The organism is Rheinheimera faecalis (assembly GCF_021290965.1).
In the GTDB taxonomy this organism is placed as follows: Bacteria; Pseudomonadota; Gammaproteobacteria; order Enterobacterales; family Alteromonadaceae; genus Pararheinheimera; species Pararheinheimera faecalis.
The window spans coordinates 44,923-61,405 of sequence record NZ_JAJOYT010000002.1 but is presented as its reverse complement, the minus strand read 5'-3'; the positions used below and the strand labels follow the sequence as shown (position 1 = coordinate 61,405).

Below are 16,483 nucleotides of genomic sequence, written 5' to 3'. Positions count from 1 at the left end.
CCCCTTCGAGTACATAAACTGCCAGGCTACGGCAATTTCAGGCTGTAACGTGGGCCGGGCGCGGATTATATAGTAACCAATGATAAAAAACAGCCATTTACAGAAAAAATTACGGTAAATGTTCTCGAGCCAGGTAATCCTCTGACTGCATTTCCTGTAAACGACTTAAACAGCGCTTAAATTCAAAGGATAAAATGCCCTCTGTATAGAGCTGTTCCATCGGCACTGAGGCTGAAATAATCAGTTTGACGTGACGCTCATAAAACTCGTCTACTAACGCAATAAAACGTCTGGCGACATCATCGCGGGTCTGCCCCATCTGAGTGACATTCGACAGTAAGACAGTGTGATAACACTTACTCAGCTCCATATAGTCATACTGACTACGGGCCGTCTCACAGAGTTCAGGAAAATCAAACCAGATAATGCCATCGGCTTCTTTACGGCTGGTTAAAGTGCGGCCGGCAATTTCAATCTTTGCTTCATCTGTGCGGGGTTCAACCGATAACGCCAGAAAATATTCAGCCAGATTGCAGTCGGCTTTTTCATCCAGCGGCGAATGATAAATTTCAGCCTGAGTTAAAGTACGGAGCCGGTAGTCGACGCCACTATCCACATTGACTATGTCCGTATGCTGTTTAATTAACTCTATAGCAGGCAGAAAACGTGCACGCTGCAAGCCATTGCGATACAAGCCATCAGGTTCGATATTGGACGTCGCTACCAGCGTAATACCGCGGGCAAACAGCTCCTGCATCAAAGTGCCTAAAATCATCGCATCTGTGATGTCTGAGACAAAAAACTCGTCAAAACACAAAATATCAGTTTCAGCTTTAAAACGATCAGCCACTACCTTTAACGGGTCAGACACGCCGGGCAGTGATTTTAATTCCTGATGTACTTTATGCATAAAGCGGTGAAAGTGAATGCGCAGCTTACGTGTACCTGGCAGGCATTCATAAAAAGTATCCACCAGATAGGTTTTACCACGGCCTACACCGCCCCAGAAATACAACCCCTTCAATGGCGTTACTTCAGGCTTTTTGCCTAGCCATTTATCGAAGAAACCTTGTTTTACCGGTTTATCCTGGACAAATTGCTGATACAGACGTTCCAGCTGCTGCACAGCGTTTTGCTGGGCGGCATCAAACAGAAAATCATCGCGTTGGAGGTCTTGTTGATATTTTTGCAGTGGTGTAGTCATGCCGGATATTGAAAAATAAGCCAATTAACCCTAAATAATGGTCGTAATAGTAACATGCCTTACCACTCTGGATAAGAAGATAGGTTAAACTATTGTTGAACTAACTAATTTTTCAGGAGTTGTTATGACTGTTACTTTTGCCTTGGCCTGGTTAGTAGCTGGCTTAGTGGTTGGCATAGTGGCAACCCGCTTGTATTGTTTGCGTCAATTTAATCAAAGCAAACTGCAGGTGGAGCTAAACGAAACCAAACAACAGCTGCAGCAATATCGTAGCGATGTCACTGAACACGTGGAAACGACTCATCAACTGATGAGCCAGCTTCATGAAAACTACGAAAAAATTGCCCGCCATATGGCTCAGACCAAGATGCAGTTGATCGAAAGACCAACTTTTGATAACCGTAGCGAGCTGAATTATTTCTCAGCAGACACTACGGCACAAATACGCCAGTCGATCCATAAACTGGATGAGCGTCGCAAGGTGAAGGATGAACCATCCTATCAGCCACTGGATTATTCCAATACCGCCAGTGGTTTAATGAAAAATAAAACTGAGCAAAACTCATCTGACAACTGAACTTTTCGACTGGTAAAGCATTCTTAGTGGCGTCATCTGTACCTTAGTGAAGTCACTTGTACGAAGGAGCATTACCTCTATGAAGTCGCAGTTATCTTTAGTTTCTATCAGTATTTTAGCCGCCTTACTGCTGGCGCAACCTGCGCCAGCTCAAGCTAAGTTGCCATTTTTTGGCGCTGGCGATCAGGAAATGCCTAGTCTGGCTCCTATGTTGGAGAATGTAACTCCGGCCGTAGTAAATATCTCTGTAGCAGGTAGCCGCGAAGTACGACAGCGCTTGCCTGGCGCACTTGAACAATTTTTGGGTCGTGGTGGTGAGCTACGTCAGGAACAACCTTTCCGTGGCTTAGGCTCAGGTGTCATCATTGACGCCAAAAAGGGCTATGTGGTCACCAACCATCATGTGATCAACGAAGCCTCAGACATTCAGGTCACCTTAAAAGATGGTCGCAGCTTTAAAGCAAAAAAAATTGGCGAAGACCCGGAAAGTGATATCGCCCTGCTGCAAATCGAAGCGGACGACCTTACACAGCTTGAGTTAGCGGATTCAGACGCGTTACGAGTGGGCGATTTCACCGTCGCTATAGGTAATCCTTTTGGTTTAGGCCAAACCGTTACGTCAGGTATTGTTAGTGCTTTGGGCCGCGGTGGCTTAGGTATTGAAGGTTATGAAGATTTTATTCAGACCGATGCCGCAATCAACAGCGGTAACTCTGGCGGCGCTTTAGTGAACCTGAAAGGCCAGTTGATAGGTATCAATACAGCCATCCTTGGACCTAATGGTGGCAATATAGGTATAGGTTTTGCCATTCCGGCCAATATGATGAAAAACCTGGTGGCTCAGTTTATTGAATACGGTGAAGTGCGTCGCGGTGCTTTAGGAGTCAGCGGACGCGATTTAACCGCAGAAATTGCTAAAGCCATGAAAGCAAAAACCAGCAAAGGGGGTTGGGTTGGTGAAGTAGTGCCAGGCTCAGCAGCGGACAAAGCAGGTCTGAAAAGTGGCGATATTATTACCCACCTGAATGGCAAACGTATTGAGTCCTTTACTGAATTACAAGCCAAAGTAGGCACTTTAGGTGTGGGTAAAGAAATTAAGCTGGGTATACTGCGGGAAGATAAAGAACTGACCTTAACCGCAAAACTGGAAGCCAAAGACGTCAGTACCGCAGAAGCCAAAGTGCTGCATCCTATGCTCGATGGTGCAAGCTTAGCTGACGGTAAAACACCGAATGGCGAGAACGGTATAGTCATTAATGCAGTCGCTGAACGTTCACCAGCCGCAGCTTTAGGGCTGGAAAAAGGTGACGTGATTGTTGGCGTCAGCCGCAGTCGTGTGACAACCACTAAAGAGCTGCGTGATATTCTGACGAAAAGCTCTGGTGTGATAGCGCTGCAGGTGCAGCGTGGCGATCGTATCCTTTATGTATTAATACGTTAACTTTTTGCAGTAGCAAGCCTGTGGCTTGCTACTGCAACTTCTCTTTTAGTGTTATGCTTGCAAAATCTTTTAGTTGCATAACGTCTTCCTGTGCCCAAACTTCTGATAAGTCTGTTAAAAAGTGTTGCTTATGGCCTCGCACTTGCCATGTTGTGGCTGGTTTTTTTTAACCAGAACCAAGGGCTAAGCCTGAACTTTTGGCAGCAGAAAGAGCAATTGCCCGCTCCTGTTTCTTATTCTAAGGCGGTACGTGCAGCAGCACCTGCTGTGGTCAATGTCTATACCAAAAGCACGACTCAAGACCCTCGCTCATATCAAAGCAGAACTATCGAACGTCAGGAACTAGGTTCAGGCGTCATTATGAATGCGCAGGGTTATGTATTAACGAACTATCATGTGGTGTACGGTGCCGATCAGATCTCTGTGGCATTGCAGGATGGCCGGGTATTTGATGCCGTACTGATTGGTCAGGACCAATTGACTGACTTAGCAGTATTGTATGTTGAAGCAGATAATCTACCTGTGATCCCACAGGACGCCAGCTTAGAACCTCAGGTTGGCGATGTAGTATTAGCTATTGGTAACCCCTTTAATCTCGGTCAGGCTATTACCCAAGGCGTGATCAGCGCAACAGGCCGTGCCGGTTTAAGCCCTGCCAACGGTTATGCTGACTTTATGCAAATGGATGCGGCCATTAACGCAGGTAACTCTGGTGGTGCTTTGATTAACAGCAATGGTGTATTGGTGGGCATTAACACCGCTGCTTTTCAACGTCAGCGCAATCAGGATATTCAGGGTATATTTTTTGCGGTACCTTACCGCTTAGCCAGCAACGTACTTCAGAAGCTGATCAAACATGGTCGTGTGATCCGGGGTTATTTAGGCGTCAGTGGTGACCCTGTGGTTAACCCTGCTGGTGATCTGATGATATCCACGGCTCAAACTTTGTTTGGTGTCAAAATCAGTGCTATAGAGCCTTTAAGCCCTGCCGCTATTGCAGGTTTACAGGTCGGCGATGTATTGCAGAAAATCAACGGCGAGACCCTGACCAGCGTGCATCACGCCTTGGATTTGATTGCAGAGACAGCGCCTGATACCACCTTACAAATGTCGATTGAACGTGGTGGTAAAGCTTTAACCGTGCCTGTAGTGATCAGAGAACTGAACTAAGCTTCCAAGCAGACATAAAAAAGCCAGTGACGAGCACTGGCTTTTTTGTTTAAAGCGACAGATCAGGCGGAAGTATTGATGCGCTGGATATTAGCGCCTAAGCCCTTGAGCTTATGTTCAATTTGCTCGTAGCCACGGTCGATGTGGTAAATACGATCGACCACTGTTTCACCTTCTGCGACCAAACCTGCAATTACTAAGCTGGCTGAAGCTCTTAAATCGGTTGCCATGACCTGAGCCCCCATCAGCTTGTCGGTATGCTTAATCAAGGCTGTATTGCCTTCCAGCTGAATATCAGCACCCATACGTTGCAACTCAGGCACATGCATAAAGCGGTTTTCGAAAATGGTTTCAGTGACCATACCCACGCCTTCAGCCACCACATTCAACACAGTAAACTGTGCTTGCATATCGGTAGGAAAACCAGGGTGAGGCACAGTTTTTACATTCACTGATTTTAAAGTACGGCCTGTCATATTCAAACGGATCCAGTCTGGTCCGGAACTGACTTCAGCGCCCGCTTCCCGCAGTTTTTCCAGCACAACTTCAAGCTCAGCTGGCGATGCGTTTAAGCAAGTCACATCACCACCAGTCACAGCAGCTGCAACCAGGAAAGTGCCTGTTTCAATACGATCAGGTAATACAGTGTGATTTGCGCCGTGCAGCTTTTCTTTGCCTGTAATACGGATGGTGTCAGTGCCTGCGCCCTGAATATCAGCACCCATAGCAATCAGATACTTTGCTAAATCAACCACTTCTGGCTCACGTGCAGCGTTTTCAATAATGGTTAAACCATCGGCCAGCACAGCGGCCATCATCAGGTTTTCAGTGCCTGTAACACTAACCATATCCATAAAAATATGAGCACCATGCAAACGTGTCGCTTTGGCTTTGATATAACCAGCTTCAACACTGATTTCTGCACCCATTTTACGCAAACCATCGATATGCAAATTAACCGGACGGGCTCCAATAGCGCAGCCACCTGGTAATGACACTTCGGCATGGCCAAAACGCGCTAATAAAGGCCCTAACGCCAGAATAGAAGCACGCATGGTTTTCACCAGCTCGTACGGAGCCATCTGACTGTGGATAGCAGTCGCATCCACTGTCACCTGATGGTCGTCACGGCTGACTTCAGCACCAAAAATACGCAACAATTTGAAGGTGGTATCAATGTCTTTTAACACAGGAACATTGCTTAGCACCGACGGCTGCTCTGCCAGAATAGTGGCAAATAAAATAGGAAGTGCGGCGTTTTTAGCGCCGGAAATAACAACGTCACCTTTTAAGGTGGCGCCGCCTGAAACCAGAAATTGTTGCATCTTTAACTACTATACAGGTGGGTTAAGTAATTTTTCACGGCGCCATTGAGTCGGCGTGAAGGTTTTTATTGAAACGGCGTGAATACTACCATCAGCAATAGCTGCCATCAAAGGGGCATAGATCATTTGTTGCTGCTTCACCCGGCTGATACCATCAAAACAGTCACCTATTGCAGTCACCGCATAATGATTGCCTTCAGCCTTGACATGCACTTCAGCCAGTTTCAGCTCTTCAGTTAACAGTTGCTCAATGTCATTACACTGCATTGCCTTTATCCTCTTTTACCAATGGCAACAAAGCCAATACATCTGACAACTGCGCCAGAGAGATCAACTGCTCTGGCACGTGGCGCATTTGGATCTGTAATCCAAGCTTAGCCGCCTGCGCTACCTGATGTAGTAACCAGGCAAGGCCCGCAGTATCCACTAACGCCAGTTCACTGAAATCAAACACCACTGTGCCATTTAATTTTTTCAACAACTTAAATGGCCATTGGGTTGGCACTGTTTCCCGATCCAAAGCGCCGGCAAAAAACAGTGTTTGTTCTTGCTGACTAATTTTTAGCATTGTTACCCTGCAAAGGAGCTGTGATAGGAGCTTTTGATTTTTCCACTAACAGAGCTGTTACACTGGCTAAACCTTGTTGACGGATCAGGTTACCCAGCTCAGCTCTTTTACTGTCCAGCAGAGAAATACCTTCAGCAACCATATCAAACACCTGCCAGTTCTGAGAATCTTTAGCACGGCGCAGTTTAAACTCGATATTGATATCTGGCTTACCAGGGTCAATTACGCGGGTTTTGATGGTCACAATGTTCTGATTGCCTACAGCTTTGGCTGGTTCAAAAATTACTTTTTGATTTTTATACTGAGTCAAAGCACCAGCATAAGTTGCAACCATATAGTCTTTAAAGGCGACAACAAAAGCATCACGCTCTTCTGGTTTGGTTTGTTTAATGTAGTTGCCTATCACACGGAAAGCCGCATAACGGCTGTCGATGTAAGGCACTAACTCTTCGTTGACGATGACACGTAGATGCTCAATATCTTTTTGGATCACAGGTTGATCGTTAGAGATACGGCGAAAGGTTTGATCCGCCACAGCTTCGATCATTTTGTACGGGTCTTCGTAGGTTTTTACTTCAACGGCGCATACCTGAGCGGCTAAGCTCAAAGAGATCAGCGCTGCAGCTCCAATTTTTACCAGCAAGTTTTTCATGCTTAGTTACTTCCTCTGTTAAATAAGAACTGACCAATTAACTCTTCCAGTACTATGGCAGACTTGGTGTCTTCAACATAATCGCCACTCTTGAGAATAGAGACGGTTTCATCAACAAAACCAGGCTGTAGCCCAAGGTACTGTTCACCCAGCAAACCAGAAGTCAAAATAGCGACTGAACTGGTTTCCGGGAAATTGTTGTATTGGCTATCAATTTCCATCGCCACTACAGGCGAATATTCTTCGGTGTTCAGTTCAATCGAACGCACGCGACCAACTACTACACCACCTACTTTGATCGGCGAGCGGACTTTTAAACCGCCAATATTCTCAAACTTGGCATACAACATATAAGTTTCGCCGGAGCCCGTCATACCGCTGTTTGCCACTTTCAGAGATAACAATAAAAAAGCGGCTATAGCCAGAGCAACAAACAAACCCACCAACACTTCGATTTTGCGAGATGTCATTTTTTATCCACCAAACATTACTGCAGTTAATATAAAGTCAAAACCTAAGACCGCTAAAGAAGATGTCACCACAGTTTGTGTGGTGGCCTGGCTGATACCTTCAGAGGTTGGCACCGCATCAAAGCCTTTATGTAAGGCTATCCAGGTCACAATCAAGGCAAACACAGCACTTTTAATCACGCCGTTCAGAATATCCTGCTGGAAATCGACGTTAGCTTGCATGGCAGACCAGTAACCACCACCATCTACACCTAACCAATCCACACCCACCAAATGACCGCCTAAAATACCTACAGCGGTAAAAATCATCGCCAGCAGCGGCATACTAATGACACCAGCCCAAAAGCGGGGTGCGATAATACGACGCAGCGGGTCAACAGCCATCATTTCCATACCGGACAGCTGCTCTGTCGCTTTCATCAGACCTATTTCTGCGGTTAAGGCGCTACCAGCCCGACCGGCAAACAACAAGGCGGTCACTACAGGACCAAGCTCACGCAACAAACTCAAGGCGACTAGTGGGCCTAACATTTGTTCTGCACCAAATTTTGACAGCACTGTGTAGCCTTGCAACGCCAGCACCATGCCGATAAACAAACCTGAGACCAGAATAATAAGTAAAGACAATACACCTACGACATACAACTGCTTCATCAATAAAGGGAAGCTCTTGCGGGGTGTTGGCCAGGCGACTAAAGCACCAAACAACATCAGAGTTGCACGGCCCATGCCCTGGATTTTAGCAATACTGTGTTGTCCAAGTTGCTGTAACTTATCCACTATCACTTCGCTAACTCCATTAATTCAGCACTGTAACTTGCTGCTTTAAAGTGGAAAGGCACAGGACCATCAGACTGCCCCTGTAAAAATTGTTGTACTAAGGCGGATGGATGAGCCCGAAGTTCATCCGGTGTCCCCTGCCCTATTACTTTTTGTTCCGCCACCACATAGACGTAGTCAGCAATACTCATCACTTCATTAACGTCGTGCGACACCACAACAGAAGTTAAACCTAAAGCGTTATTCAATGAGCGGATCAGACGGACTATCACGCCCATCGAAATAGGATCCTGACCAGCAAAAGGTTCATCGTACATAATCAATTGCGGGTCAAGTGCAATGGCGCGGGCCAAAGCAGCACGACGAGCCATACCACCAGATAATTCGGCCGGCATTAAATCCCGTGCACCACGTAAACCCACAGCTTCCAGTTTCATCAACACCATCAGGCGGATAATATCTTCTGGCAGACGGGTATGCTCGCGGATAGGGAATGCCACGTTGTCATAGACCGACATATCACTAAACATGGCGCCACTTTGGAACAGCATGCTCATTTTTTGTCGTGCTTTGTACAAATCTTTACGACTGAGCTGAGGTATATCCTGACCATTGATCAAAATTTTACCTTGTTCAGGTTTCAACTGACCGCCGATCAGACGCAGCAATGTGGTTTTACCAATACCGCTGGGCCCCATAATGGCGGTCACTTTGCCACGCTGAAACTGCATGCTCATGTCATCATAGATCACACGGTCACCACGTTTGAACGTCAGGTGCTGAATGTCTACCAGAATATCTGACACGTTGATCCTCATTTAAAGAGAGTAGCGCACATGGCTAAAATTAAAGGCGCGCAATATACCTATGCACAACTGCGACTTCAAGCCACGCGATCCAGTAAAGGTCTGTCATTGTATAGGTTTTTCGCCCCGACAACCTTATAAAAAATAGTAACAACTGATTGCAAAAACAGAATAATTCGATTGTTTTACGTAATCTTTTGCATTTGAGCCTAATAAGCACGAAAATATCAGCCTCTGTGTATGGCCGCAAAGTGTGCCGCGCTGAAAATGAATCGCAGCTTAATGTTTCAGCTATCTAAATGATCTAACAGATTTTCTTACTGGATCCTTTCCACAGAACCTGGGATCCAAAAAAAGCTGGCACCGACTAATTGATGGGGATTTTTGCATGACTCTGGACTTTCGCCCTCAGGCTCTGCAGGTACTGCAGATTGAAGCAGCCGCAGTAACCCAACTTGCCGCCTACATAGACGAGAGTTTTAATTTGGCTTGCCAGATGATGTTTGACTGTACAGGTCGGGTCATTGTGATTGGTATGGGTAAATCCGGCCATATAGCTCATAAAATTGCGGCCACCTTAGCCTCCACCGGCACTCCTTCTTTTTTTGTTCACCCGGCCGAAGCCAGCCACGGCGATTTGGGTATGATCACCCAGGACGATATAGTCTTGGCTATCTCCAACTCAGGTGAAACTGCAGAAGTTCTGACGATCGTGCCAGTGCTGAAACGCCGTGGTATCAAAATGATCGCAATGACAGGCCGTCCTGAATCGACTTTAGCCAGCTTATCCGATGTGCATGTTTGTGTTCGCGTTGAACAGGAAGCCTGCCCTTTAGGGTTAGCACCAACCGCCAGTACCACAGCCACTTTAGCTATGGGTGATGCGCTTGCCGTTGCTCTTTTGGATGTTCGTGGTTTTTCTGCTGATGATTTTGCTTTATCTCATCCGGGTGGCAGTCTGGGCCGTCGTTTATTGTTAAGGCTGGAAGATGTGATGCATTTTGGCGATGCCTTGCCTGTGGTACACCAGCAGGTCAGTCTGAAAGAAGCGCTGCTGGAAATATCCCGCAAGGGTCTCGGCATGACAGCTATTGTGGATGACTCCGGCAAATTGGCAGGCTTATTTACCGATGGTGATTTGCGCCGTGTACTGGATCAACAAGTTGATTTACATAAAGCCAGCATTGCCAGCCTGATGACCAGAAACTGTATTACTGCTAAACCTGCTATGCTGGCGGCAGAAGCCTTACAAATCATGGAACAACGCAAAATTAATGGTTTAATAGTGGTCAACGAGCAACAGGAGCCTGTCGGTGCTCTGAATATGCATGACTTATTAAAAGCCGGAGTGCTCTGATGTCGTCTTTATTTACACAAATGTATCAGGCCATCAGCCCGGAGCTGGAACAGAAAGCCCGGCACATTCGCTTGTTGATTTGTGATGTCGATGGTGTGTTTTCCGACGGCCGTATTTATCTGGGGAATCAGGGTGAAGAGCTCAAAGCTTTTCACACCCGCGATGGTTACGGCATTAAAGCCTTACGTCACGCTGGTGTTGAAGTGGCAGTGATCACAGGTCGTCGGTCAGAGATAGTACAGCAACGTATGGCCTCCTTAACTGTGCCTTACATTTATCAGGGTCAGGAAAATAAACTCGCAGCTTTTGCTGAACTCCAACAAAAACTGGCACTCGAAGCGTCACAAATTGCCTTTATTGGCGATGATTTGGCGGATTGGGCCGTAATGCAGCATTGTGGTTTAAGTGTTGCGGTGCAGGACGCTCACCCTTACCTTGCATTGCATGCAGATTACCGTTGTAAATTACCAGGTGGTTTTGGTGCAGTGCGTGAACTCTGTGATTTGCTGTTGACCAGTCAGGGCAAATTTGCTGAATTTTCAGGAAGCAGCACATGATCCGTCAATTTCTCTGGTTATTGCTTATTGTCGCGGCGGCAGCTGGCTTTTATAGCTGGCAACTGCTGGATCAAGAGCAAAGTGGAACCCCGTCCAATCAGGATAATCAACCTGACTATGTGGCGCAGGACCTGACCCGAATGATTTACGATAAAGAAGGCCATTTGTCGGATTTAATCCGTGCTCAGCGTATGGAACACTTCGAACGTTTTGGTTTTTTGCAGTTTGATTTCCCTATCTACACCATTTATCAGGAAAAAGTGCCATTATGGCAAGTGACAAGCGAACAGGCAGTGCTTTATCCTGATGATAAACTCATTCTTGAACACAGAGTGGAGCTGCGCAATATGTCGACAGACCCACTCTTTACCCGAATAGAAACCAATGCAGTTGAGCTGCTGTTTAACAGTAATACGCTGCAATCGAACGAACAGGTGCGGATTTTTGGATTAGGTTTTCAGATCACAGGCCAAGGCATGCTGGCCGATTTGAACGCACAAAATATAGAGCTGAAAAAGCACACTAAAACGGTTTATTACAATGAAAAGTAACATTATTTTACTCAGCGTTCTCATCACATTCAGCGGATTTTGTCTGGCTGGTCCTGATGACTTCAAAAAAGAAATTCAGGTTGGTTCTGACCGTCAGTTTGGTTCGATTAAAGACAAAGTCATGACCTTTGTTGATAACGTCAAAGTTGAACAAGGTAGCTTATTGATTGAAGCCGACAAGCTAGAAGTCATTGCCAGCGCAGGTAAAGGCAAAGAAGTCTTTATCGCCTCAGGTCAACCTGCCACCTATTCGCAAATGCTGGACGGTGATAAGCCAATTAAAGCCAGTGCCAATGAAATCCGCTATGACGTAGCCAATGGCACGCTGGTGCTGACTGGCAGCGCTGAACTCAGCCAAAATGGCAGCATGGTGCAAGGTGCAGTGATTAAATACAACCTTGAGAAACAAGAGCTGGAAGCGGAGTCTGACGGTAAAAAAACCGAACGGGTCACCACTGTATTCAGCCAGGAAGGAAAAGAATAATGAAGTTAGTCGCGTCCCATCTGGCCAAAAGTTATAAAGGCCGTCAGGTGGTCAAAGACGTTAGTCTGGAAGTGAATGCTGGTCAGATTGTAGGTTTGCTGGGCCCGAATGGCGCAGGTAAAACTACGACCTTTTATATGATTGTTGGCTTAGTGCCGTCCGATAAAGGCAAAATCACTTTGGATGACAAAGAGATCACCTTTGATCCTATCCATGCCCGTGCCCGCGCAGGCATTGGCTATCTGCCGCAGGAAAGCTCGATATTCCGTAAACTGACGGTATACGACAACCTGCTGGCCATTTTGCAACATCGCAAAGATTTAACGGAAGAGCAGCGTGAAGAGAAAGCCGATGCGCTGCTGGAAGAATTTCATATAGGTCATATCCGTAATAGCCTTGGTATGAGTTTATCCGGTGGTGAACGTCGCCGGGTGGAAATAGCCAGAGCATTGGCCGCAGATCCGGCATTTATCCTGTTGGATGAACCTTTTGCTGGTGTTGATCCTATTTCAGTGTTAGATATTAAAAAAATTATTCAGCATCTGTGCCAAAGAGGCATAGGGGTGCTTATCACCGACCACAATGTGCGCGAAACCCTTGATGTCTGTGAAATTGCCTATATTGTAAGTCATGGAGAACTGATTGCTGCAGGTACCCCGGCTGAGGTTTTAGCAAACCAACAAGTCCGTGATGTCTACCTTGGTGAGCAATTCAGGTTATAGTTTAAAAACAACATCCGAATAGGGTTGTTTGGAGAAAATAAGAAGTACATGAAACCGTCTCTGCAACTTCGTCTTGGTCAGCAGCTCACAATGACTCCTCAATTGCAGCAAGCCATTAAACTGCTGCAATTGTCTACTATTGAACTGCAACAGGAAATTCAGGAAGCGCTGGATGCTAATCCATTGCTTGAAGCTGAAGATGACTATGCTGTGTTTCAGGAACCTTCCTCTAAAGACTTAAATCACGGTGCCGAGTTTGATGCCCCCGACTACGACAGCAGCCATGATGAGCATTACGAGCCCGAGGTAAAGGACAGCAGCGAAGCAATGTCCGAGCAAAATATCAAAGAAGACTTACCGCTGGACAACCACTGGGACGATTTAGTCAGCGCTGCTCCGGTCGCTGGTGCCAATAACTTCAATGGCGATGAAGACACGGTATTTCAGGGCGAAACCAGCGAAACATTGCAAGACTATTTACGTTGGCAAATGCAGCTGACCCCTTTTTCAGACACAGACCGCACCATCGCCGAAATTATCATTGAAGCCATAGACGAAAACGGTTTACTGACGATAGACGCAGAAGAAATTCTGGAATCTCTTGGCATGCCCGATGTGGAAGCCGATGAAGTTGAAGCTGTGATCAAACGTATTCAGTTATTCGACCCTGTAGGTGTCGGTGCACGCACTATTCAGGAGTGCTTATTGGTGCAGTTACGCCAATTTGACCCTAAAACCCCCTATCTGGCTGAAACACGGCATATTATTAAAGAATATACTGACTTTTTAGCCAACAGAGATTTCCGTTCTCTGATGCGTGTGACTAAACTCAAAGAAGACGACTTAAAAGAAGTGATGCGGCTTATTCACAGCCTGAACCCACGGCCAGGGGCAGATGTGATTCGACAAGAGCAGTCGTACGTGATCCCTGATGTGTCGGTAGCGAAAATTAAAGGACGCTGGATGGTCGAGTTAAATCCTGATGCGATGCCAAAGATCAGAATTAACGAGCAATATGCCGCCATGTCACGTAACGCCCGTAACGCATCCGATGGTCAGTTTATCCGCTCCCACCTGCAGGAAGCTAAGTGGTTTTTAAAGAGCCTGGAAAGCCGCAACGAAACTTTACTCAAAGTAGCCAACTGCATAGTACAGCAGCAACAGGCCTTTTTTGAGCACGGCGAAGAAGCCATGAAGCCCATGGTGTTAAACGATGTTGCTGAGATGGTGGGAATGCATGAATCAACAATTTCCCGTGTTACTACACAAAAATATATGCACACTCCCAGAGGAATATTTGAACTTAAGTTCTTTTTCTCCAGTCATGTAAGTACAGAGAGTGGCGGTGAGTGTTCATCTACCGCAATCCGCGCCTTTATTAAAAAATTGGTGGCGGCGGAAAATCCTGCCAAACCTTTAAGTGATAGCAGGATGGCAGAAATACTGTCAGAACAAGGGATTAATGTCGCACGGCGTACCATTGCCAAGTATCGTGAAGCCTTGTTTATTCCGCCGTCTAATCAGCGCAAGAGCTTGCTTTAACAGCTCTACTAAGAAGGAAGAGTCTATGCAAATCAACTTAACTGGTCGTCATGTAGAAATCACTGAAGCACTGAAAGAGTATGTAGATAGCAAATTTTCCAAACTTGAACGTCATTTTGATCATATTAATAATGTACATGTAGTGCTGAACGTGGAAAAATTGAAGCAGATTGCAGAGGCTAAGATACACCTCAACGGAGGTGAAGTATTCGCTGTATCGGAAGACGAAAATATGTACGCTGCGATAGACCAGCTTATCGATAAACTGGATCGCCAAGTTATTAAACATAAAGAGAAAATTTCTCGTCATTGATTCTGAAACTATGAACCTGAGCTCAATGTTATCGGAGGACTGCACCAAGAGTGCGGTCCTTTTTAATAGTAAAAAACGCATTCTGGAATACATAGCTGAACTGGCACATCAGCGTTTACCGGAAGTTCCTGAGTACAACATACTCGAAGCCCTGATGAGCCGTGAGAAACTCGGTTCCACAGGTATTGGCGGTGGTATTGCTATTCCGCATGGCAAATTAAAAAACGTCACTACCCCTTTACTGGTGTTTGTGGTCAGCAAGGATCCAATACAGTTTGATGCTATTGATAACCAGGCCGTGGATATTTTTTGTGCCATCCTGATCCCGGAAAATCAATGTCAGACGCATTTATCCACCTTGTCCGGCATAGCCCGGATGCTCAGTCAGAAAGACTTCACCAAAAAAATCCGTCACAGCGCTACCAACCATGATTTGTATCAATTGCTGATGGTGGGAGCTGAACAGGTGATAGCAAAATGAAGTTACTGGTCGTCAGTGGTCGATCGGGTTCGGGCAAATCTGTTGCCCTGCGCGTCATGGAAGACCTTGGTTATTATTGTGTAGATAACATCCCGGTTAATTTGTTGCCGACTTTAGCTAACGCGGTCATGGGTCAGTATGAACGGGTTGCTGTCAGTATCGACGTGCGCAACTTGCCACAAGACCCTGATGAGCTGACCGATATTCTGTCGTACCTGCCGCACAAAGTTGACCTGACCATTCTTTACCTCGACGCCGACCATACCAGCCTGATTAAACGTTTTAGCGAAACCCGTCGCCTGCATCCGTTATCACACCAGGCCATGTCGCTGGATGAAGCCATACAACGCGAGCAGCAGCTGCTGGACCCTATCTCTAGCCGTGCAGATTTATACCTGGATACCACAGAGCTGAACGTACATCAGCTAGCTGAACAGCTGCGGGAGCGTATCCTGGGGCAGAAAACCGGTCGTCTGGTGATCTTGTTCGAATCGTTTGGTTTTAAATACGGTATTCCCAAAGATGCCGACTATGTATTTGATGCGCGCTTTTTGCCGAATCCACATTGGGAACCCGAACTGAAAATCCTGACGGGACTGGATAAACCTGTACAAAACTACCTGTCGTCACAGGCGGTAGTGGCTCAGTATATCTGGCAAATTAATCAGTTTATCGGCACCTGGTTACCGCATTTAGAACGCAATAACCGCAGTTATCTGACGATCGCCATAGGCTGTACCGGCGGACAACACCGTTCTGTTTATATTGCTGAATCTTTGGCTGAAAGTTACCGTTTACAGCGCGAAGATGTACAAATCCGTCACCGCGAATTGGTAAGACATCATGGCCGATAAACTTCAGCAGACCGTAACCATAGTCAATCAACTGGGTTTACACGCCAGGGCTGCCACTAAACTGGTGCAGTTATGCCGCCAGTTTGATGCCAAAATTGAATTGCAGCAGGAAGGACAGACAGCCGACGCCAGCAGTGTGCTTGCATTATTGATGCTGGCAAGTAGCAAAGGTAAAACACTGGAAGTTTGTACCGAAGGCACTCAGGCGCAAGAAGCGCTGAACGCAGTGGTGGCTTTGATTGAAAACGGTTTCGACGAAGAAAACTAATAGGCCCTGCTGCAGATCTCACTAAAGATCTGCTTTTTGTTGTCCTGATGTTTGCCTGGCACTATCCAGCTTTAAATGCAAAGCCGCTTTAATCAACATATGGGCTGTAATAGGTGCTGTGATAAATAAAAACAACGCGATAAGCAGTTGCTGCAAACTCAGCTCGCCTTTGACGAAGTTAAAATAAACCATGGAAGACAACACCAAAGCCCCCAGGCCTAAAGTTGTGGCTTTGGTCGGGCCATGCAAACGGGTGTAGAAGTCCGGTAGCTTCACTAGCGCCACCGAGCCCATTAAAACAAATAACGAACCCGCCACAGCCAAGAGTGCCACCAGCCATTCAATCATGCTCATCTGTTAC

General features: G+C 46.3%; 22 protein-coding genes. 13 read left to right on the top strand and 9 right to left on the bottom strand.

The annotated features are described in order from the left end of the window. Positions 1-109 precede the first annotated feature (109 nt). On the bottom strand, positions 110-1,204 hold the full coding sequence (gene zapE / locus LSG34_RS03910) for a cell division protein ZapE (RefSeq protein WP_233007511.1): 1,095 nt from the start codon (positions 1,202-1,204) through the stop codon (positions 110-112). Between the two features lie 124 nt (positions 1,205-1,328). Between zapE and LSG34_RS03905 the strand changes: the two genes are divergently transcribed. The 3 genes from LSG34_RS03905 (at position 1,329) to LSG34_RS03895 (ending at position 4,392) form a co-directional block, all read left to right on the top strand. Beyond that, positions 1,329-1,781, top strand: a complete 453-nt coding sequence (locus LSG34_RS03905; protein ID WP_046519665.1) for a YhcB family protein — start codon at positions 1,329-1,331, stop codon at positions 1,779-1,781. 79 nt (positions 1,782-1,860) lie between these two features. Then, positions 1,861-3,222, top strand: a complete 1,362-nt coding sequence (locus tag LSG34_RS03900; protein ID WP_233007510.1) for a DegQ family serine endoprotease — start codon at positions 1,861-1,863, stop codon at positions 3,220-3,222. A 147-nt stretch (positions 3,223-3,369) separates the two neighbouring features. After that, complete coding sequence (locus LSG34_RS03895; protein ID WP_233007509.1) at positions 3,370-4,392, top strand: trypsin-like peptidase domain-containing protein; 1,023 nt, start codon at positions 3,370-3,372, stop codon at positions 4,390-4,392. Between the two features lie 62 nt (positions 4,393-4,454). Here LSG34_RS03895 and murA read toward each other — a convergent pair whose 3' ends face one another. Genes murA through LSG34_RS03860 form a run of 7 tightly spaced genes read right to left on the bottom strand, consistent with a single transcriptional unit; the run spans position 4,455 to position 9,005 of the window. Next, positions 4,455-5,717, bottom strand: coding sequence for a UDP-N-acetylglucosamine 1-carboxyvinyltransferase (gene murA, locus LSG34_RS03890; RefSeq protein WP_233007508.1), 1,263 nt, complete (start codon positions 5,715-5,717; stop codon positions 4,455-4,457). Positions 5,718-5,726: 9 nt separating this feature from the next. Continuing rightward, positions 5,727-5,984, bottom strand: a complete 258-nt coding sequence (locus LSG34_RS03885; RefSeq protein ID WP_233007507.1) for a BolA family protein — start codon at positions 5,982-5,984, stop codon at positions 5,727-5,729. After that, positions 5,974-6,285 (bottom strand): STAS domain-containing protein, encoded by a 312-nt coding sequence (locus LSG34_RS03880; protein WP_233007506.1) that lies wholly within the window; start codon positions 6,283-6,285, stop codon positions 5,974-5,976. Before LSG34_RS03880 ends, LSG34_RS03885 begins: the two co-directional genes overlap by 11 nt. Next, on the bottom strand, positions 6,272-6,937 hold the full coding sequence (locus LSG34_RS03875) for an MlaC/ttg2D family ABC transporter substrate-binding protein (RefSeq protein ID WP_233007505.1): 666 nt from the start codon (positions 6,935-6,937) through the stop codon (positions 6,272-6,274). The genes LSG34_RS03880 and LSG34_RS03875 overlap by 14 nt, the downstream gene beginning before the upstream one ends. A gap of 2 nt (positions 6,938-6,939) precedes the next feature. Beyond that, entirely contained in the window at positions 6,940-7,407 is a 468-nt protein-coding gene (gene mlaD, locus LSG34_RS03870) for an outer membrane lipid asymmetry maintenance protein MlaD (protein ID WP_233007504.1), read from the bottom strand. 3 nt (positions 7,408-7,410) lie between these two features. Continuing rightward, positions 7,411-8,193 carry a lipid asymmetry maintenance ABC transporter permease subunit MlaE gene (gene mlaE, locus LSG34_RS03865; RefSeq protein WP_264345287.1) on the bottom strand — a complete coding sequence of 261 codons (783 nt, stop codon included), beginning with the start codon at positions 8,191-8,193 and terminating at the stop codon, positions 7,411-7,413. Further along, positions 8,190-9,005, bottom strand: a complete 816-nt coding sequence (locus LSG34_RS03860) for an ATP-binding cassette domain-containing protein (protein WP_233007503.1) — start codon at positions 9,003-9,005, stop codon at positions 8,190-8,192. The genes mlaE and LSG34_RS03860 overlap by 4 nt, the downstream gene beginning before the upstream one ends. Before the next feature lie 376 nt (positions 9,006-9,381). Here LSG34_RS03860 and LSG34_RS03855 point away from each other — a divergent pair, with 376 nt between their 5' ends. The 10 genes from LSG34_RS03855 to LSG34_RS03810 are packed head-to-tail and all read left to right on the top strand — an operon-like array spanning position 9,382 to position 16,122. Continuing rightward, positions 9,382-10,350 (top strand): KpsF/GutQ family sugar-phosphate isomerase, encoded by a 969-nt coding sequence (locus LSG34_RS03855; protein ID WP_233007502.1) that lies wholly within the window; start codon positions 9,382-9,384, stop codon positions 10,348-10,350. Further along, complete coding sequence (gene kdsC / locus LSG34_RS03850; RefSeq protein WP_233007501.1) at positions 10,350-10,907, top strand: 3-deoxy-manno-octulosonate-8-phosphatase KdsC; 558 nt, start codon at positions 10,350-10,352, stop codon at positions 10,905-10,907. The genes LSG34_RS03855 and kdsC overlap by 1 nt, the downstream gene beginning before the upstream one ends. Continuing rightward, positions 10,904-11,458: an LPS export ABC transporter periplasmic protein LptC gene (gene lptC, locus LSG34_RS03845; protein ID WP_233007500.1), complete on the top strand. Its 555-nt coding sequence runs from the start codon at positions 10,904-10,906 to the stop codon at positions 11,456-11,458. Before kdsC ends, lptC begins: the two co-directional genes overlap by 4 nt. Further along, entirely contained in the window at positions 11,448-11,942 is a 495-nt protein-coding gene (gene lptA, locus LSG34_RS03840) for a lipopolysaccharide transport periplasmic protein LptA (protein WP_233007499.1), read from the top strand. The genes lptC and lptA overlap by 11 nt, the downstream gene beginning before the upstream one ends. Then, on the top strand, positions 11,942-12,664 hold the full coding sequence (gene lptB / locus LSG34_RS03835) for an LPS export ABC transporter ATP-binding protein (RefSeq protein WP_233007498.1): 723 nt from the start codon (positions 11,942-11,944) through the stop codon (positions 12,662-12,664). Before lptA ends, lptB begins: the two co-directional genes overlap by 1 nt. A 48-nt stretch (positions 12,665-12,712) precedes the next feature. Next, positions 12,713-14,206 carry an RNA polymerase factor sigma-54 gene (locus LSG34_RS03830; protein ID WP_264345274.1) on the top strand — a complete coding sequence of 498 codons (1,494 nt, stop codon included), beginning with the start codon at positions 12,713-12,715 and terminating at the stop codon, positions 14,204-14,206. Positions 14,207-14,231: 25 nt separating this feature from the next. Next, the gene (gene hpf / locus LSG34_RS03825) at positions 14,232-14,519 is read left to right on the top strand and encodes a ribosome hibernation promoting factor (RefSeq protein ID WP_233007496.1); all 288 of its coding nucleotides are present in this window, start codon (positions 14,232-14,234) and stop codon (positions 14,517-14,519) included. 10 nt (positions 14,520-14,529) lie between these two features. Next, on the top strand, positions 14,530-15,000 hold the full coding sequence (gene ptsN / locus LSG34_RS03820; protein ID WP_233007495.1) for a PTS IIA-like nitrogen regulatory protein PtsN: 471 nt from the start codon (positions 14,530-14,532) through the stop codon (positions 14,998-15,000). After that, positions 14,997-15,854, top strand: coding sequence for an RNase adapter RapZ (gene rapZ, locus LSG34_RS03815; protein WP_053425809.1), 858 nt, complete (start codon positions 14,997-14,999; stop codon positions 15,852-15,854). Before ptsN ends, rapZ begins: the two co-directional genes overlap by 4 nt. After that, positions 15,844-16,122 (top strand): HPr family phosphocarrier protein, encoded by a 279-nt coding sequence (locus tag LSG34_RS03810; RefSeq protein ID WP_233007494.1) that lies wholly within the window; start codon positions 15,844-15,846, stop codon positions 16,120-16,122. The genes rapZ and LSG34_RS03810 overlap by 11 nt, the downstream gene beginning before the upstream one ends. Before the next feature lie 21 nt (positions 16,123-16,143). On the opposite strand, the gene LSG34_RS03805 is transcribed toward LSG34_RS03810, so the two are convergent. Continuing rightward, a complete protein-coding gene (locus tag LSG34_RS03805; protein ID WP_233007493.1) occupies positions 16,144-16,476 on the bottom strand; it encodes a Na+/H+ antiporter subunit G in 333 nt (110 codons plus the stop codon). Positions 16,477-16,483: the final 7 nt, after the last annotated feature.